This window comes from Pilimelia anulata (assembly GCF_014647895.1).
GTDB lineage: Bacteria > Actinomycetota > Actinomycetes > Mycobacteriales > Micromonosporaceae > Pilimelia > Pilimelia anulata.
The window spans coordinates 20,238-37,249 of the sequence record NZ_BMQB01000012.1 but is presented as its reverse complement, the minus strand read 5'-3'; the positions used below and the strand labels follow the sequence as shown (position 1 = coordinate 37,249).

The following is a 17,012-nucleotide window of genomic DNA, read 5'->3' as shown; positions in this document are numbered from 1 at the left end:
GGCCGGGTCAGGCCGACTGCGCCTCGCGGATGACCGCGACGGCGGCGTGCGGGTCCGGGACGGTGACGGTCACCGTGCGGCCCGTACGCAGCGTCAGCCGCAGGGTCGGCCCGGAGCGGACCGTGCAGCAGGTGCGGCGCGGCGTCCACCAGAACCCGTGCGCCACGGCCAGCGGGTGCAGGTCGATGACGTCGGCCCGGGTGATCGCCGCGAGCGGGTACGTGCAGCGCGGCCAGCCGAGCACCCCGAACCGGATGGAGACCCCGTTGGGCCCGGCCGTCGTCCGGATGCTGGCGGCGGTCAGCAGGTTGAGCAGCCCGAGCAGGAAGGCCACCGGCAGCGGGCCCCACCGGTCGAGCCAGCCGCCGCCGGAGGCGCCGCCCATGATCAGCAGCGGCGCCAGCAGGGCGGCGCTCAGGATCGCGATGAACCAGTTCGTGGCCCGGCCGGTGTAGATCGCGTGCCGGCCCCGGCCGGCGAGCGTGGAAGTCGTCACAGGGCACCGTCCTCTCGGTTGTCAGGTCAGTCGCTCGATGAGCCGGATCAGGTCGGTGCGGCCGAGCCCGTGCTGGCGGGCGACGCTCACCAGCGCCCGCGCGGCCTCGGCCACGCCGGCGGGCTCGGTCACCGCGGACGCGACCCGCGCGCCGCGGCCCCGGCGGAACTCCAGCAGCCCGTCGTCCCGCAGTTGCCGGTACGCGGCCAGCACCGTGTTGCGGTCGACGGACAGGGCCGCCGCCAGCTCGGCCGCCGGCGGGAGCTGCTCCCCCACCGCCAGCTCGCCCGACGCGACCCCGAGCCGCACGCAGCCGGCGATCTGCCGGTGCAGCGGCTCGCGCGACGAATGATCGACTACCCATCTCATAGTGCTAGCATTATCAGCACCATTCAGGGCGCGCGTCAAGCGCCCGGCGGGCGCGTCCCGGCGGCGGACCGGCCGGGTCCGATTCCGGACGCGGCCCGCCGAACGGCACCTCCGCGACAGGCCGGCGACGTACACTCTGGACCGGGGAGATCATGCCGATAGCGGGCACCCGGGGCTCACCGGCGGGCCGGATCCGACTCCCCCGCGCGGGGCCGGTGCGCGGGGGCGGGATGATGCTGCCCGGCACCCGCCCGGCCAGGCGACAGGTGCTGGCGGGCGTCGCGCTGCTCGCCGGCCTCCTGGGCCTGCCGGCGGTCGGGGCGGGGTTCTCCGGCACCACCCGGAACCAGAGTTCGTCGCTGGGCATGTCGACGAACTTCCTCGCCGGCGCCCTGTACGGCTGGGGCGACAACACCACCGGCAACCTCGGCCTCGGCAACACCACCAGCCCCCGGACCAGCCCGGTACAGGTCGGCTCGAACACCACCTGGGTCGACGTCGACCCCGGCAACAGCACCACCGACAGCTCGTACGACGCCGACACCGGCCACGCCTGCGCCGTCCGGTCCGCCGGCACCCTGTGGTGCTGGGGCCGCAACGTCTACGGCCAGTTGGCCCGGGGCAACACCACCGACTCGACCAGCCCGGTCCAGATCGGGGCGGCGACCGACTGGGCCGACGTGGACGTCATGCACTACAACACGTGCGTGCTCAAGACCACGGGGACGCTGTGGTGCACCGGCCAGAACGCGTACGGCCAGATCGGCGTGGGCGACAACACCAGCCGGACCAGCCTCGTCCAGGTCGGGTCCAACACCACGTGGAAGCAGTTCAGCGCCAGCAACGTCCAGGTCTGCGCCACCCGCACGGCCGGCACCCTGTGGTGCTGGGGCGCCGGCGGCGACTACCGGCTCGGCACCAACGGCACCGCCGACCAGGACAGCCCGGTCCAGGTCACCGGCTCGAACTGGGACACCGTCTCGCTCGGCCGCCGGCACGGCTGCGCGGTCAAGACCACCGGCACGCTCTGGTGCTGGGGCCTCAACGCCGACGGCCAGCTCGGCCTCGGCGACACCGGCACCCGCCAGGTGCCCACCCAGATCGGCTCGCTGACCACCTGGAGCAGCGTCAACGCCGGCAGCGACCACACCTGCGCGATCAGGACCGACAACACGCTGTGGTGCTGGGGCCACAACACCGAGTACCAGCTCGGCCTCGGCGACACCACCCAGCGCAACAGCCCGGTCCAGGTCGGCTCCGCGGCCTGGATGCGGGTCAGCGGCGGCGAGAACTTCACCTGCGGCACGCGCACCGACCGGACCGTCTGGTGCTGGGGCGAGAACGGCGACGGCTCGCTCGGCCAGGGCAACACCACCGACCGGACCACGCCCACCCAGGTGCCCACCATCACCGGCCGGGTGTACACGGGCAGCAACGGCGTCACCTCGGTCTTCGCCATCGGGTGACCCGGTGCGGCGCCGGGCCACCCGACCGGCGGGCGGTCAGACCGGGATCAGCTCCCAGTGCTGGTTGCGGACGCCCACGCAGGCCCACTGGTGCACGTTCGCGCCGTTGCCGGCCCACCCGCCGGCCACGTCCAGGCAGCGGTTGGCGTGCCGGGAGCGGATCTCCACGACCATCCGGCGCAGCGGGTAGCCGGCCACCCGGCGGGTGAACCAGAGCTGGTTGCCCCGGAGGCGGTCGTCGGCGCTGCCGAACACGCCGTCGACGCCCGGCCGGGAGTCGCAGCTCCACTGGTGCACGTTCGCGCCGTTGCCGCGGCCGCCGCCGGCCACGTCCAGGCACTTGCGGCTGTGCCGGGCGATGATCTCGTACACCGGCTGGCCGTGGGTGAACAGCCGGCGCAGCCGCCACTGCTGCTGCGGCGCGTCGACGCACGTCCACTGGTGCACGTTGGTGCCGTTGCCGCGGCCGCCGCCGGCGACGTCGAGGCACTTGCGGCTGTGCTGCGGCCGGATCTCGTACCACGGCCCGGCCTCGGCGGCCGCCGCCGGCGCGGCGGCGAGCAGGCCCGCCCCGGCCGCCGTGACCGCCGCGGCGAGTGCGGCGAGGGCCCGCCCGGTCCGACTCCCACGATCCATGTCTGCCCCTCCCATCCCGGCCGTCCATAGTGGACGGCCGGGGACAGCAGAGCACGGCGGGCGGCGCGGCGGCAGGGGTCGCGGGCGGACGTCACCGCAACCGGTGACCGGCACGCGCCATCCGGGCGACGCCCGCGCGTGGCCGGGCGGTCGCCGGGCGGTCGGTCGCGGCCGCGCAGCAGCGACCCCGGAACGGGCGCAGCTCCCCCGCGGCGAAGCCGCCGGCGATCACCGAATCCTCTTCCCTGACCCACTCGGCCACGACGCCGATCATGGCGCGGGGCCGGGGTGAGGCCGGCGGGCGGCCGGGGCCGGTGGGGTGCGCGGGTCCGCCGCGGCGGCCGGGGTCGGACGGGCGGCGGCGTGCGCGGTGGCACTTCGGCCGGGCGGCGGCGGGACAAGGAAGGGGGTGAATCATCGCGCACGAGACGGAGCGATGAGAGCCCGATCGATCCGATTCCGTACCGGTGCGGCGGTGCTGTGCGCGCCGCGGCGCGAGCGGGACCGCGAACGTCCGCGAGGTCGGCGCGCAGGCCGACGCGGCGCCCCGGCGCTCAACCGCTTCCGGGACGGCCAGCTCGGCTGCCGGACGGCGACCGCGGGCAAGGGCGCGTCCCGGCGCCGGTCGGCCGACGGGCTGATCGTGGCGAACGTCGACAGCGACGGCGCGGGCAACCGGCGGTGGCCGCTGCGCGGTACCCCGTCGATCCGAGCGGGCGCGGGGCAGGGCCGGCGGGGTTCGGCGCGGGCGCCGCGAAGTGATAACCGAACTATGGGCGGCGCTCTATTCACACGCCGACCTGTGAACGGTGTTCACCGAATGGTGATCTCTCCTGTATCCGCCGCATTTCCGCAGGCCAACACCTGCCACCAGCACGTTGCGCGGGCCGATGTGCATTGACCGGGATCGTTGTTCACGGGGTTGACACAGCCCTCCGGTAAAGCCTTTACTTTGACCCGCTCGGCCGTTCGATGTTGCCGCTTCGATCGATGGGCACCACCCGTACGGCTGATCGGCGGGCCCCCGCTCACCGCGCTCCCGCGCGCGTACCCACCGCGCGCTGGCGGCGGTGAGTGCCGCCACCGGCCGGAGGCCGCGGATCCCCGTCCGATCCCCCGGCGCCCCCACCCCCCGATAAGGAGCGTTTCCATGCGCAAGGTTGCGTGGGCCACGGGAGCGGCGATCGCCGTGACCGGGGCTGTCGCCCTCTCCGCCCCGTCGAGCTTCGCCGACACCGCCGGCGCCGCCCCGCAGGGCCGCCCGACCGCCCTGCTGGCGGCCTCGTCGGCCGACCGGCTCGTCGCCGGCGACCCGGACCGGTTCTTCGCCTCCCCCGCCGACGAGTTCGAGCAGCGCTCGAACGTCGCCGGCGCGGGCCTGCAGTACATCGCCTACGAGCGCACCCACCGCGGCCTGCCCGTCCTCGGCGGCGACTCGGTGGTCGTGACCAACGCCGCCGGCGAGGTCCTGTCCACCTGGGTCGCGCAGACCCGGGAGCTGAACGTCACCTCGACCCGCTCCGGCATCTCCGCCGCCGAGGCCACCCGCGTGGCCCGGGCGCAGCTCCGCAAGGTCGACACCGCCGCCACGCCGAAGCTGGTCGTCGTTGCTGACGGCGCCGGCAAGCTGGCCTACGAGGTCCTCGTCGAGGGCGCGGACAAGAAGAACAACCCGGCCCGCCTGCACGTGGTGATCGACGCCAAGTCCGGCAAGGTGCTCAAGGACCGGACCTGGAACGAGGTCGTGCACGCCACCGGTAACGGCGGCTACTACGGCAAGCAGGACCTGGGCAACCTGTCCTCCGGCAAGATGGTCGACCCGTCCCGCCCCGGCCTCCAGTGCGGCGGCCAGAACGGTTCGGCGTTCACCAGCTCGAACGACTCCTACGGCAACGGCGGCGGCTCCGACCTGCCCTCGGGCTGCGCGGACGCGCTGTACGCCGGGCAGAAGGAGTGGGACATGCTGAAGGAGTGGCTGGGCCGCAACGGCATCGACGGCAACGGCCGCGGCTTCCCCGCCCGGGTCGGCCTGAGCCAGGTGAACGCGTTCTGGAACGGCCAGTACACGAACTTCGGCCACTCGCAGGACAACAAGCGCCAGCTCACCAACATCGACGTGGTCGGGCACGAGTACGGCCACGGCATCTTCCAGAACACGCCCGGCGGCTCGGGCAGCGGCAACGAGGCCGGCGGTCTGAACGAGTCGACCGGCGACATCTTCGGCGCCCTCACCGAGTTCTACGCCAACCACCCGAATGACAAGCCGGAGTACGAGGTCGGCGAGCTGCCGAACCTGGTCGGCAAGGGCCCGATCCGCTACATGTACGAGCCGTCGAAGGTGGGCGACCCGAACTGCATGTGGACCGGCTCGGCGCCGGAGGTGCACAAGGGTGCGGGCCCGCAGAACCACTGGTTCTACCTGCTGGCCGAGGGCTCGAACCCGACCAACGGGCAGCCGAAGTCCCCGACCTGCAACAACAGCACCCTGACCGGGATCGGCATCCAGAAGGCCGGCAAGATCTTCATGGGCGCCCTGTCCCGCAAGACCTCGGGCTGGACCCACGCCAAGGCCCGCGCGGCCTCGGTGGCGGCGGCCAAGGAGCTGTTCGCCGGCGGCGGCGAGTGCGCCGCGGTGCAGAAGGCCTGGGACGCCGTCTCCGTGAAGGGCAGCGACTCCTGCTGACCCGCGCTCCATTCCCGCGCTGATGCGGGACGTCGGGCCCGCTACCGGTTGGGGTGGCGGGCCCGACTGCGTGTCACGGGGCCGGCTCCGCGGGCGGCGCCGGGTCGGCGCGGGCGACGACGACCGGGACCGCGGCGTGCTGGAGGACGCTCTGCGTCACCGAGCCGACCAGCAGCCCGGTCAGGGCGCTGTGCCCGCGCGGGCCGACGACCAGCAGGGCCGCCGACGAGCCGGCGTCGATCAGCGCCTCGGCGGCGTTCAGCGTGTGCACCGGCCGGACCCCGACGGCCAGCTCCGGCAGCTCGGCCGCGACGGCGGCGAGGGTGTCGGCCAGGACCGCGTCGGCCCGCGCCCGGGCCGCCCGCTGCGCCTCGTCGTCGCTGAGCGTCAGGCCGACGTACGGGCTGGCCCACCAGGCGTGCACCAGCTCCAGCCGGGCGCCGCGGCGGTGCGCGGCCCGGGCCGCCCAGCGGGCGGCGGCCGCCCCGCCGGCCGAGCCGTCGACGCCGACGACCACGGGGGCGGCCGGGTCCGCCGGCGCGTCGCCCTCGTGCACGACGGCGACCGAGCAGTGCGCCCGGACGGCCACCCCGCTGCTGACCGAGCCGAGCAGCAGGTGGGCGAAGCCGCCCACGCCCCGCCGGCCGACCACCAGCAGCCGCGCCCCGGCCGAGGCGTCGACCAGGGCCGGGCCGCCGGCGCTGGGCTCCACCCGCTCCTCGACCACCAGGTCGGGGTGGGCGGCCCGCAGGTCGGCGGCCGCCGAGGCGACCAGCGCCGCCGCGGCCCGCCCGGCCTCCGGCTCGACCATCGGGTACGGGCCGAACGGCACCGCGTAGCTCATCGGGTGCAGGTAGCCGTGCACGAGCCGGACCCCGCAGCCCTCGGCGGCGGCCAGGTCCCCGGCCCACCGGGCCGCGTGCCGGGCGGGGGCCGAGCCGTCCACGCCCACGACGATGACGTCATCCATAGCCGCTACTTTCCCCCACCGCCGCCACGCATGCGCGGCGGCGGGCCGGGGTAACGGCGGAGCACTGTTGCCCGGCGAGGGCAACTATTGCACGATGACAACCGTCTGCCGGTACCGCCGGTGACGAAGGGAGCCACGCATGCGCGCCGTCAAATCGCTCTGGGCCATGGTTCAGGGGGACCCCGTCTTCATGCGCCGGATCAACGGCTGGCTCACCGTCTTCTGGATCATCATGATCCCGATCAGCCTGGCCGCCGGCTGGCTGGACTCCGTGGTGTACGTCTCGGCGCTCTCGCTCTGGGCGCTGGTCTCCGGGCACTGGTCGGCCTGGCAGGCCGCCAGGGTCGAGGTCAAGCAGGAGGAGGAGGCCAAGCTGCGCGACGAGCAGGACCTGCCCAGCGAGGTCGCCGAGCGGGTCGCCGAGGTCGTCGACGTGCCGCGGCCGCGGGCGGCCGACGAGCCGGCCGCCCGGCCCACCGGGGACTGACCCGCGGCGGTCCCCGGCGGCGCGCGGGCGGGTCAGCGCAGGGCGTTGCGCGTCCGCGCGCCCGCCCGGGCGGCGAACGTCAGCAGCGCGCCGACGGCGACCATCACCGCGCCCACCACCCCCAGGACCACGCCCGAGGCGCCGGTCACCGGCAGTTCCTGATTTCCCGTCATGTCTCTCTCCTCCGGTTTTCCGGCCGCGCTGCGGTCAGGCGGCCAGGCGGGCAGGGGACGTCCACACGCACCGGTCGACGACCGGCCGGCGGATCGCCCGGATCAGGGCGTGCACCAGGATCACCCGGTACAGCAGATCGATCACGGCCAGCGCCGGGATGAACAGCACCAGCCGCGGGTGGCGCAGGTGCACCGCCGCGCCGAGCATCCAGACGCCGTGCCCGGCGAGCAGCACCGCCGCCCCGGCCGGGCTCAGCCCGCCGGCGGCGAGGACGATCCACAGCGTCGCGGGGCCGGCGAGGACGTAGCCGAGCCAGTGCAGCATCAGCAGCACGTACGCGGCGTCGAAGCGGGTCGCGTGCCGGCCGACGCGGTGGCCGATGATGCCCTGGAAGGTGCCCCACATCCAGCGCAGGTTCTGCCGGTACCAGTCGCCGAACGTCGTGGGGTCCTGGAGCAGCGCCCGGGCGCGCGGGGCGTAGCGGACCCGGCCGAGGCTCTTGCGGTGGGTCTCCAGCACCCAGTACGTGTCGTCGACGATGTACGGCGGGCGCTGCGGCAGCAGCCGGTCGAGCAGCTCCGTGCGGTACATGGAGTTCGAGCCGGAGATGCAGTTCATCACGTTCGCGGCGCTCTGCAGCCGGCGGACGATGAGCTGGTAGTTCCAGTAGCTGTACGCGCGGGCGGCCAGCCACGGGTTCCACCGGTGCGCGCGCGGCCAGTACGTGACGTTGTGGCCGACGACGATGGCGACGCCGGCGCCGAGGGCGGCGCGGCACTGGACGACGAAGTCCGGGGCGACCAGTACGTCGTCGTCGAGGATGGCCACCGCCCGGTACCGGGCGCCGAGGTCGAAGTGCGCGTACGCAGCGTGCAGGGCGGCCGGCTTGCCGGCGTTGACCGGCTGGTCGAGCACCCGGGCGCCGGCCGCGGCGGCGAGCGCCGCGGTGGCGTCGGTGGAGGCGTCGGAGACCACGTACACGGCGACGTTGTTGGCCCGGGCGGCCGCGACCGCCCCGGCGATGGTGGCGGCGCCGTTGTAGGAGGCGATGAGCACGGCGACCTCGTCGTGGCCGACCGGGTCGGGCGCGGGCGCGGCGCGCCGCGGGCGGACCCGGCGGGGCCGGGCGAACCCGTACAGGAACGCGCCGGCGAGCACGGCGGCCAGGAGGGTGGCCACCGCCACCAGGAGCGTTGCGAACAGCAACATTGGCCAACCCGAGGGGAGTCGAGCCCGCACCAACAGCGAGGGGAAAGGCGACCCTATGGGCGCCGCCGCGCCCCTCACCATCGAGCGTTGGTCCGAGTTGGGGCTGGTCGAAGGGACTATGCGGGATTCATTCGCGTTCGCGCGCGGGCACGCCGGAAGCGGCGCCCGCCGGGCGCCGGCGACAGGGGGTACGGCTCGACGAGGGTGTCCGGTTCAACCGGCACCGGGGCGGGCCGCTCCGCGTCCCAGCGGGCGGCCTCCCGGTCCTGCAGGGTGGCGTGGATGGCCAGCAGGCACATCAGGATGAGCACGACGGCGCCGACGACCATGGCGGCGCGGCCGAGCAGCACGCCCAGGGCGACGACGCCCACGGCCGTGACAGGGAGCTGAGCGCTGGGTGACATACGGGTTCCTCCCCCGGAGAACACCGACGCGGGCGCTGCGGAACCCTGGTGCGGTACGGGCACGGCCGGTCGGCCGCGGCGACCGAAGCAGCGGTCGCGGAGAGAAGGTTATCGATACGGGTACGGTTACGCGCAGTGATCAGCTTCGATCGATGCGGGTCCGTGACCGGGCTGTCGCCGACCGGAGATCACCCCTCAGCCGTGCGCCCGACCCCGGCCGCCCGGACCGACGGACTTCTTCGCCCGCACGCTCACCTCGATCGGCGAACCGGTGAAGCCGAACTCCTCCCGCAGCTTGCGGGCCACGAACCGCTGGTACCCGGCGTCGATGGGCGCGGTGGTGAAGAGGACGAACTTCGGCGGCCGGGTCCCGGCCTGGGTGGCGAACAGCACCCGCGGCGCCCGGCCGCCCCGGACCGGGTGCGGGGTCGCCTGGACCAGCGCGGTCAGCCACTGGTTGAGCACCCCGGTCGGGATGCGCTGCTCCCACGAGGCCAGCGCCGTGCGCAGCGCCGGGGCGAGCCGGTCCACCGCGCGGCCGGTCCGGGCGGAGATGTTCACCCGCAGCGGCCAGGTCAGCCGGCGCAGCTCGCGGTCGATCTCGCGGTCCAGGTGGTACCGCCGGTCGGCGTCGACCAGGTCCCACTTGTTGAACGCGATCACCATCGCCCGGCCGGCGTCCTCGACCATCGACAGGATGCGCTGGTCCTGCTCGCTGATCGGCTCGCCGGCGTCCAGCAGGACCACGGCGACCTCGGCGGCCTCGATCGCGGCGGCGGTGCGCAGGCTGGCGTAGTACTCGGTGCCGCTGGCCCGGCCGACCCGCTTGCGCAGCCCGGCGGTGTCCACGAGCTGCCAGGTCTCGCCGCCGATGGCGACCAGGCTGTCGACCGGGTCGACGGTGGTGCCGGCGACCGCGTCCACCACCGCCCGCTCCTCCCGGGCGAGCCGGTTGAGCAGGCTGGATTTGCCGACGTTCGGGCGGCCGACCAGGGCGACCCGGCGCGGGCCGCGCGGGCCCGGCGCCTCCGGCGGGGCCGGCTCGGGGAACGCGGCCAGCAGCGCGTCCAGCAGGTCGCCGGAGCCGCGGCCGTGCAGCGCCGAGATCGGCCACGGCTCGCCCAGGCCCAGGCCCCACAGGTTGGCGGCCTCGGCCTCCAGCGCGGTGTTGTCGACCTTGTTGGCGATCAGCAGGACCGGCTTGGCGCTGCGGCGCAGCATCCGGACGGCGGCCTCGTCCACGTCGGTGGAGCCGACGACGGCGTCGACCACGAACAGCACCACGTCCGCGGTGGCCACGGCCGCCTCGGCCTGGGCGGCGATCGCGGCGGCCCGGTCCCGGGCGTCCGGCTCCCAGCCGCCGGTGTCGACCACGGTGAACGCGCGGCCGGCCCACGTCGCGTCGTACGCGACCCGGTCCCGGGTCACGCCCGGCACGTCCTCGACGACCGCCTGGCGGCGGCCGATGATGCGGTTGACCAGCGTCGACTTGCCGACGTTGGGGCGGCCGACGACCGCCACCACCGGCAGCGGCCCGGTGGGGGCGCCGTCGTCGGCGGGCTCGAAGTCGTCCGGGTCGAAGCCGGTGGCGGACTCGAATTCGGCCGGGTCGAACGCAGCGGGGTCGAACGCGGCGGGGTCGAACGCAGTCGGGTCGAGATTCGCCGGGGCGGCGGAGTCGGGGGCGGCAGGGGCCGCGGCGGGCGCGGGCGGGCCGGCGGGGTCCGCCGGGTGGCGGTCGGTCACCGGACGCCCCGCGCGGCGAGCAGCGCGCCCAGCTCGGCGACGACCTCGTCGATACCCAGCGCGGTGGTGTCCAGGACGACGGCGTCGGCGGCCCGTTGCAGCGGGTCCACCGCCCGGCTCGAGTCCGCGGCGTCCCGGCGGTCCAGGTCGGCGGCCGTCGCGACGACGTCGGTGGCGTCCTCGGCGCTGCGCCGGCGGGCCCGCTCGGCCGCGGACGCGGTCAGGTACACCTTCAGGTCGGCGTCCGGGGCGACCACCGCGCCGATGTCGCGGCCCTCGACGACGATCCGGCCGGCGGCGGCGATGATCTCCCGCTGCCGGGCGACCAGGTGCTGCCGGACGGCCGCCACGGCCGCCACCGCGGACACCGCCCCGGTCACCCCGGGCCCGCGGATCTCGGGCTCCGCGGGCACGCCGTCGACGGTGAGCGTCGGCGCGTCGGGGTCGGTGCCGGAGTCGAGCACGGTGTCGACGGCGATCTTGGCGACCGCCGCGGCGTCGGTGGGCGGCACGCCGGCGCGCAGGACGGCCAGGGTGACGCCGCGGTACATCGCGCCGGTGTCCAGGTACCGGGCGCCGAGCGCGCTGGCCAGCCGCCGGCAGACGGTCGACTTGCCCGAGCCGGACGGCCCGTCCACCGCCACCACGCACCGCGCTGCGCGCGTCCGGTCGCTCACGTCCTGCACTCCCTGCTCGCAAAAGCGAAAAGTCGGAAAAGTTCGGGGGTCGGGCGGCGCCGGGGCGCGCGGCCGCCCCCCATTGTGCCGGGTCACCCGCGGCGGCCGGCGGGCGCGGTGCGGTCCGCCGCCGCGCGGCCCCGGCCGGCCACCCGCGCCAGCACCGCACCACTCGCGCCAGCACCGCGCCACTCGCACGGAGCCGACCGCCAGCGTCGCACCGCCGGCACCGGAGTCGATCGGGCACCGCGGCGCGCCGGGCGGGTGCGGGCGGCGGTGGGTGCGGCGCGAACGCGCGCGGGCGTGGGGCGGGCGTGGGGCGGGGTCAGGAGGCGGCGGCGTCGCGGTGCTCGGCGCCGCGCTCGCAGTCGCGGAACAGCGCGGCCACCTCGGCCGCCGACAGCCGCCTGGTCCGCCCGGCCTTGAGGTCGCCCAGCCGGACCGGGCCGATCGCCGTCCGGATCAGCCGCCGCACCGGGTGGCCGAGCTCGTCGAACAGCCGCCGGACGATGTGCTTGCGCCCCTCGTGCAGCACGATCTCGACCAGGGCGCTGCGGCCGTACGCGTCGATGACCCGGAACTCGTCGGCCCGGGCCGGGCCGTCCTCCAGCTCGACGCCGGACAGCAGTTGCCGCCCGACGCTGCGCGGCAGCGGGCCGGGGACCTCGCACCGGTACGTCTTGGTCACGCCGTACGAGGGGTGCATCAGCTTGTGCGCCAGGTCGCCGTCGTTGGTGAGCAGCAGCAGGCCCTCGCTGTCGGCGTCCAGCCGGCCGACGTGGTAAACCCGCTGCTCCAGGTTGCCGATGAAGTCGGCGACCGCCGCCCGGCCCTTCTCGTCGGCCATCGTGGCGACGACGCCGCGCGGCTTGTTCATCGCCAGGTACACCAGCCGGGAGTCGACGATCACCCGCTGGCCGTCCACGTGGATCTCGGCCGCGACCGGGTCGACCCGGTCGCCCAGCGCGGCCACCCGGCCGTCGACCGTGACCCGGCGGGCGGCGATCAGCGCCTCGCAGGCCCGGCGCGAGCCGACGCCCGCCGCGGCCAGGATCTTCTGCAGCCGCGCCGGCCCGCCCTCGGGCTCAGGCATCCGCTATCTCCTCGACGTCGTCGGGCAGGAACGGGGCCAGTGGGGGCAACTGCTCCACCGACTCCAGTCCCAGCTTCTCCAGGAACAGCGGCGTCGTGGCGTACAGGTGCGCGCCCGTCTCGGGCTCGGTCCCGCACTCGGCGATCAGGCCGCGGGTCACCAGGGTACGGGTCACCCCGTCGCAGTTGACGCCCCGGATGGCCGAGATGCGCGATCTGGTCACGGGCTGCTTGTAGGCGATCACAGCGAGTGTTTCAAGGGCGGCCTGGCTGAGCCGGGCCTGCTGCCCGTCGAGGACGAACCGCTGGACGTACTCGGCGTACTCCGGCCGCGTGTACAGCCGCCAGCCGCCGGCCACCCGGCGCACGTCGATGCCGCGGCCGGCGGCGGTGTACTCGGCGGACAGCTCGGCCAGGGTGAACGCGATCCGCTCCAGCGGCTCCCCCAGGACCCCGGCGAGCACGGTGTCGGTGACGGGCTCGTCCACGACGAGCAGGATCGACTCCAGCGCCCCGCGCAGCACGGCGTCGGGCAGCGGCTCCGGGGGTGGCGCGGCGAGCGGCGCCGGGGGCGGTGCGGCCGGTGGCGTCGAACCCTCGACCTCGACCTCCGGTTCAGGTTGAGGGTCGAGTGCGGGTCGAGGGTCGATGGCGGCGGGCAGGTCGTCGGGCGCGGGCGCCGGGGACGGGACGGGGCCGGCCGGCCGCTCCCACGGCGGCACCCACGCCGCGACCTGCTCGGCGAGGGAACGATCGTCACTCACCCTGGCTCCTCCCGTCCCCCGCCGGGCCCGGCTCCGGGCTGCCCGCGTACTCGTCGACGTCGATCTCGACCGCATCCGCGCCGCCGGTCCAGCGCACCGTCAGGTCGCCCAGCGCCTCGGCCTGGACGAAGCTGACCAGGCCCTCCCGGTACAGCTCCAGCAGCGCCAGGAACCGGGCGACGATCTCCAGGGTGTTCGCGCAGTCCGCGCACAGCGCCCGGAACGTCGCCACCTTCTGCCGCTGCAACCGCTCGCGCAGGATGCCGGCGTGCTCGCGCACGCTCACCCGGACCTGGTGCACGTGCGCGATCGAGACCATCGGCGCGACCTTCGGCGTCATCGCCCGCACCGCCAGCTCGGCGAGCCGGCGCGGCCCGACGGTGAGCACCAGCTCGGGCAGCGCGTCGGCGTACCGCGGCTCCAGCGCCACCAGCCGCGGCCAGCGCCGCGCGCCCTCGGCCTCGCGCTCGGCGATGACGCCGGCGGCCTCCTTGAACGCCTTGTACTGGAGCAGCCGGGCGAACAGCAGGTCGCGGGCCTCCAGCAGCGCCAGGTCCTCCTCGTTCTCCACGTCGGCGGACGGCAGCAGCCGGGCGGCCTTGAGGTCGAGCAGGGTGGCCGCGATGACCAGGAACTCGCTGGCCTCGTCCAGGTCCCACGCCTCGCCGTTGGCCCGGATGTACGCGATGAACTCGTCGGTCACCGTCGACAGGGCGACCTCGGTGACGTCCAGCTTGTGCCTGCTGATGAGCTGCAACAGCACGTCGAACGGGCCGGTGAAGTTCGTCAGCCGGACGGTGAACCCGGTCGCCGCGGCCGGCTCGGCGGCGGGCGCCGGCTCGGCCGCGTCCGCCGGGGCGGTCACGTGAGCACCAGCAGGACGGCCGTCAGCACGCCGCCGAGGAACTCGAACGGCAGCAGCAGGTACGGCCCGCGCAGCGGGAAGAAGCACAGGAACATCAGGATGACGGGCCCCACGTTGTTGTCAACGAGCGTGTGCCGGATCCTCGCCGCGTTCGGGCCGGGTCGGCGCATCGCCACCCAGAGGAGGGAGAAGCCGTCCAGCGGCGGCAGCGGCAGCAGGTCCAGCAGCGCGAAGCAGATCAGCTCGAACGCCACCCCGAACAGCACGTCCGCGAGCACCCCGCCGCCGGTGGCGAAGCCCTGGAGCGTGAAGCCCGCGCCCAGCGGCACGTCGACGAACAGCAGCCCGTAGCAGATCATCAGCAGCACGCCGGCCAGCAGCGGCGCCAGCGGGCCGAACGCGACGGCCAGGACCCGGCGGCCGCGGGTGCCGCGCACGTCGAGGTCCGCGCAGCTCCCCCAGCCGATGCCGGCGACCGCGGCGGCGACCGCGCCGAACGGGTCCACGACCGTGCGCAGCGCCGGCCGCGGCCCCGGCGGCAGGCCGAGCAGCCGGCGGCCCAGGCGCAGGCCGGAGGCGCGCAGCAGCAGCGCGGCCAGGAAGCCGAGCAGCAGGCCGACGAACGACGCGGGGTCGCCGAGCGCGAACAGCACCGCCGGCTACCGCTCGGCGTGCGCGGCGATCACCTCGCGCGCAAGCTGCCGGTAGTTGCGGGCGCCCGAGGACGCCGGGTCGAGCGTGGTGATCGGCGCGCCGGCCACCGTCGACTCGGGGAACTTCACGGTCTTGGTGATCACCGTTTGGTACACCTTGTCGCCGAACGCCTCGACCACCCGCTGCAGCACCTGCCGGCAGTGGGTGGTGCGACTGTCGTACATCGTGGCGAGGATGCCCTCGAGCTCGAGGTCGAAGTTCAGCCGCTCGCGGACCTTGTCGATGGTGTCCAGCAGCAGCGCGACGCCGCGCAGGCTGAAGAACTCGCACTCCAGCGGGATCAGCACCCCGTGCGCGACGGTCAGCGCGTTGATCGCCAGCAGGCCCAGCGACGGCTGGCAGTCGATGAGGATGAAGTCGTACTCCTTGCGGACCGGCCGCAGCACCCGGGCCAGCGCCATCTCGCGGGCCACCTCGGTGACGAGCTGGATCTCCGCGGCGGACAGGTCGATGTTGGCCGGCAGGATGTGCAGCCCCGCCACGTCGGTCTTGATCACGACGTCCTCGACCGGGACGTCGTCCTGCATCAGCAGGTTGTAGATCGAGATGTCCAGGTTGTGCGGGTTGACGCCGAGGCCGACCGAGAGGGCGCCCTGCGGGTCGAAGTCCACCAGCAGGACCCGGCGGCCGTACTCGGCCAGCGCGGCGCCCAGGTTGATCGTGGTGGTGGTCTTCCCGACGCCGCCCTTCTGGTTGGCCATCGCGATGATCCGGGCCGGGCCGTGCGCGTCGGTCGGCACCGGCTCGGGGATCGGCCGGCGGGTCGTGTACGCGGTCGGGTCGGCGGGGCCGAGCTGGGCGCTGAGGTCCAGCGAAGACTGCTCGGCGCGTAGCGCCGTCGTCCACGCCTCCGCCCGCTCGCCGTTGCCCGCCATACCCCGCCTCACGCCATGTCGATGCGGCGACTGTACGCCACCGGCCCTGCTCCGCCGCACGGCTGCGCCGGCGTGTCGACCCTACGACACGGGGACCGGGCCGGTGCGCCCGATCCCCGTGCTGTCGTCGCGGTGAGTGCCGGCGTCAGGCGAGCACGTCGGCCAGCGCCACGCTGGTCATACCGTGCGCTTCCGCCACCGGACCGTACGTCACCGCGCCGTCGTGCGTGTTGAGGCCCAGCGCGAGCGCCGGGTCCCGGCGCAGCGCGTCCCGCCAGCCGTGGTTGGCCAGCGCGAGGGCGTACGGCATGGTGACGTTGGTGAGCGCGAAGGTGCTGGTGTGCGGCACCGCGCCCGGCATGTTGGCCACGCAGTAGAACACGGTCTCGTGCACCTTGTACGTCGGCTCGGCGTGCGTGGTCGGCCGCGAGTCCTCGAAGCAGCCGCCCTGGTCGATCGCGATGTCGACGAGCACCGCGCCCGGCTTCATCCGCGCCACCAGCTCGTTCGGGATCAGCGTCGGGGCCTTGGCGCCCGGCACCAGGACCGCGCCGATCACCATGTCGGCGTCGACGACGGCCCGCTCGATCTCGTACGAGTTGGACATCACGGTCTGCATGTGGCCCTGGTAGATCGCGTCGGCCTGGCGCAGCTTGTTGACGTTGTTGTCCAGCAGCAGCACCTCGGCCTGCATGCCCAGCGCGATCGCCGCGGCGTTCATGCCGGAGACGCCCGCGCCGATGACGACGACCTTGGCCGCGTACACGCCGGAGACGCCGCCGATCAGCACGCCGCGGCCGCCGCCGGAGCGCATGAGGTGGTACGCGCCCACCTGCGGCGCGAGCCGGCCGGCGACCTCCGACATCGGCGCGAGCAGCGGCAGCGACCGGTCCGGCAGCTCCACGGTCTCGTACGCGATGGCCGTGACCCTCCGGTCGATCAGCGCGTCGGTGCACGCCTTGGACGCCGCGAGGTGCAGGTACGTGAAGAGGGTCTGACCGGGACGCATCCGGTCGTACTCCTCGGCGATCGGCTCCTTGACCTTGAGGACCAGGTCCGCCTCGCCCCAGACGGCGTCGGCCGTCGGCAGGATCGTCGCCCCGGCGGCGACGAACTCGGCGTCGCTGATCGACGAGCCGCCCCCGGCCCCGGCCTCGATCACGACGCGGTGACCGCTGCGCACGAACTCCTGCACCCCCGCGGGCGTGATCGCCACGCGGTACTCGTGGTTCTTCACCTCACGGGGAACCCCGACCTTGACCATGAACTTGCCCCTTAATTCTCACCGCGTGGTGCGCGGTCGGTGGCCCGATTGCCACCGCAGTGTCGGTGCGCCGCCGGGAAGTCTACGGCCGCGGAGTGCCCGGGCGCACGCCCGGGGACCC

At 74.5% G+C, this 17,012-nt stretch carries 19 protein-coding genes; 3 read left to right on the top strand and 16 right to left on the bottom strand.

Annotation, left to right across the window (positions count from 1 at the left end; genetic code table 11):
* Positions 1–7 precede the first annotated feature (7 nt).
* Both IEY94_RS21055 and IEY94_RS21050 read right to left on the bottom strand, forming a co-directional pair.
* Positions 8–496, bottom strand: a complete 489-nt coding sequence (locus IEY94_RS21055) for a hypothetical protein (RefSeq protein WP_189171972.1) — start codon at positions 494–496, stop codon at positions 8–10.
* Between the two features lie 21 nt (positions 497–517).
* Positions 518–865, bottom strand: a complete 348-nt coding sequence (locus IEY94_RS21050; protein WP_189171971.1) for a GntR family transcriptional regulator — start codon at positions 863–865, stop codon at positions 518–520.
* Positions 866–1,095: 230 nt separating this feature from the next.
* Between IEY94_RS21050 and IEY94_RS21045 the strand changes: the two genes are divergently transcribed.
* Positions 1,096–2,331 (top strand): RCC1 domain-containing protein, encoded by a 1,236-nt coding sequence (locus tag IEY94_RS21045; RefSeq protein WP_189171970.1) that lies wholly within the window; start codon positions 1,096–1,098, stop codon positions 2,329–2,331.
* Positions 2,332–2,367: 36 nt separating this feature from the next.
* On the opposite strand, the gene IEY94_RS21040 is transcribed toward IEY94_RS21045, so the two are convergent.
* Entirely contained in the window at positions 2,368–2,967 is a 600-nt protein-coding gene (locus IEY94_RS21040) for an RICIN domain-containing protein (protein ID WP_189171969.1), read from the bottom strand.
* Between the two features lie 91 nt (positions 2,968–3,058).
* Positions 3,059–3,229 (bottom strand): hypothetical protein, encoded by a 171-nt coding sequence (locus IEY94_RS21035; protein ID WP_189171968.1) that lies wholly within the window; start codon positions 3,227–3,229, stop codon positions 3,059–3,061.
* A gap of 888 nt (positions 3,230–4,117) precedes the next feature.
* On the opposite strand from IEY94_RS21035, the gene IEY94_RS21030 reads away from it, so the two are divergent.
* The gene (locus tag IEY94_RS21030) at positions 4,118–5,650 is read left to right on the top strand and encodes a M4 family metallopeptidase (RefSeq protein ID WP_189171967.1); all 1,533 of its coding nucleotides are present in this window, start codon (positions 4,118–4,120) and stop codon (positions 5,648–5,650) included.
* 73 nt (positions 5,651–5,723) lie between these two features.
* On the opposite strand, the gene IEY94_RS21025 is transcribed toward IEY94_RS21030, so the two are convergent.
* Positions 5,724–6,620 carry a universal stress protein gene (locus IEY94_RS21025; RefSeq protein ID WP_189171966.1) on the bottom strand — a complete coding sequence of 299 codons (897 nt, stop codon included), beginning with the start codon at positions 6,618–6,620 and terminating at the stop codon, positions 5,724–5,726.
* A 139-nt stretch (positions 6,621–6,759) separates the two neighbouring features.
* Between IEY94_RS21025 and IEY94_RS21020 the strand changes: the two genes are divergently transcribed.
* The gene (locus IEY94_RS21020; protein ID WP_189171965.1) at positions 6,760–7,107 is read left to right on the top strand and encodes a hypothetical protein; all 348 of its coding nucleotides are present in this window, start codon (positions 6,760–6,762) and stop codon (positions 7,105–7,107) included.
* Positions 7,108–7,139: 32 nt separating this feature from the next.
* Here IEY94_RS21020 and IEY94_RS21015 read toward each other — a convergent pair whose 3' ends face one another.
* The 11 genes from IEY94_RS21015 to ald all read right to left on the bottom strand — a co-directional run bounded on the left by IEY94_RS21015 (position 7,140) and on the right by ald (position 16,891).
* Positions 7,140–7,280, bottom strand: a complete 141-nt coding sequence (locus IEY94_RS21015; protein WP_189171964.1) for an LPXTG cell wall anchor domain-containing protein — start codon at positions 7,278–7,280, stop codon at positions 7,140–7,142.
* A 34-nt stretch (positions 7,281–7,314) separates the two neighbouring features.
* Positions 7,315–8,490 carry a glycosyltransferase family 2 protein gene (locus IEY94_RS21010; RefSeq protein ID WP_229784314.1) on the bottom strand — a complete coding sequence of 392 codons (1,176 nt, stop codon included), beginning with the start codon at positions 8,488–8,490 and terminating at the stop codon, positions 7,315–7,317.
* A gap of 116 nt (positions 8,491–8,606) precedes the next feature.
* On the bottom strand, positions 8,607–8,894 hold the full coding sequence (locus IEY94_RS21005; protein ID WP_189171963.1) for a hypothetical protein: 288 nt from the start codon (positions 8,892–8,894) through the stop codon (positions 8,607–8,609).
* A 195-nt stretch (positions 8,895–9,089) separates the two neighbouring features.
* The gene (gene der, locus IEY94_RS21000) at positions 9,090–10,640 is read right to left on the bottom strand and encodes a ribosome biogenesis GTPase Der (RefSeq protein WP_268244866.1); all 1,551 of its coding nucleotides are present in this window, start codon (positions 10,638–10,640) and stop codon (positions 9,090–9,092) included.
* Positions 10,637–11,317 (bottom strand): (d)CMP kinase, encoded by a 681-nt coding sequence (gene cmk, locus IEY94_RS20995; RefSeq protein ID WP_189171962.1) that lies wholly within the window; start codon positions 11,315–11,317, stop codon positions 10,637–10,639. Before cmk ends, der begins: the two co-directional genes overlap by 4 nt.
* A 325-nt stretch (positions 11,318–11,642) precedes the next feature.
* Complete coding sequence (locus IEY94_RS20990; RefSeq protein WP_189171961.1) at positions 11,643–12,410, bottom strand: pseudouridine synthase; 768 nt, start codon at positions 12,408–12,410, stop codon at positions 11,643–11,645.
* Positions 12,403–13,173 carry an SMC-Scp complex subunit ScpB gene (gene scpB / locus IEY94_RS20985; protein WP_229784313.1) on the bottom strand — a complete coding sequence of 257 codons (771 nt, stop codon included), beginning with the start codon at positions 13,171–13,173 and terminating at the stop codon, positions 12,403–12,405. Before scpB ends, IEY94_RS20990 begins: the two co-directional genes overlap by 8 nt.
* Positions 13,166–14,038: a segregation and condensation protein A gene (locus IEY94_RS20980; protein ID WP_189171959.1), complete on the bottom strand. Its 873-nt coding sequence runs from the start codon at positions 14,036–14,038 to the stop codon at positions 13,166–13,168. Before IEY94_RS20980 ends, scpB begins: the two co-directional genes overlap by 8 nt.
* Positions 14,035–14,691: a hypothetical protein gene (locus IEY94_RS20975; protein WP_189171958.1), complete on the bottom strand. Its 657-nt coding sequence runs from the start codon at positions 14,689–14,691 to the stop codon at positions 14,035–14,037. Before IEY94_RS20975 ends, IEY94_RS20980 begins: the two co-directional genes overlap by 4 nt.
* A 6-nt stretch (positions 14,692–14,697) precedes the next feature.
* Positions 14,698–15,627 carry a ParA family protein gene (locus tag IEY94_RS20970; protein ID WP_189172051.1) on the bottom strand — a complete coding sequence of 310 codons (930 nt, stop codon included), beginning with the start codon at positions 15,625–15,627 and terminating at the stop codon, positions 14,698–14,700.
* Between the two features lie 145 nt (positions 15,628–15,772).
* Positions 15,773–16,891, bottom strand: coding sequence for an alanine dehydrogenase (ald, locus tag IEY94_RS20965; protein WP_189171957.1), 1,119 nt, complete (start codon positions 16,889–16,891; stop codon positions 15,773–15,775).
* Between the last annotated feature and the right edge of the window lie 121 nt (positions 16,892–17,012).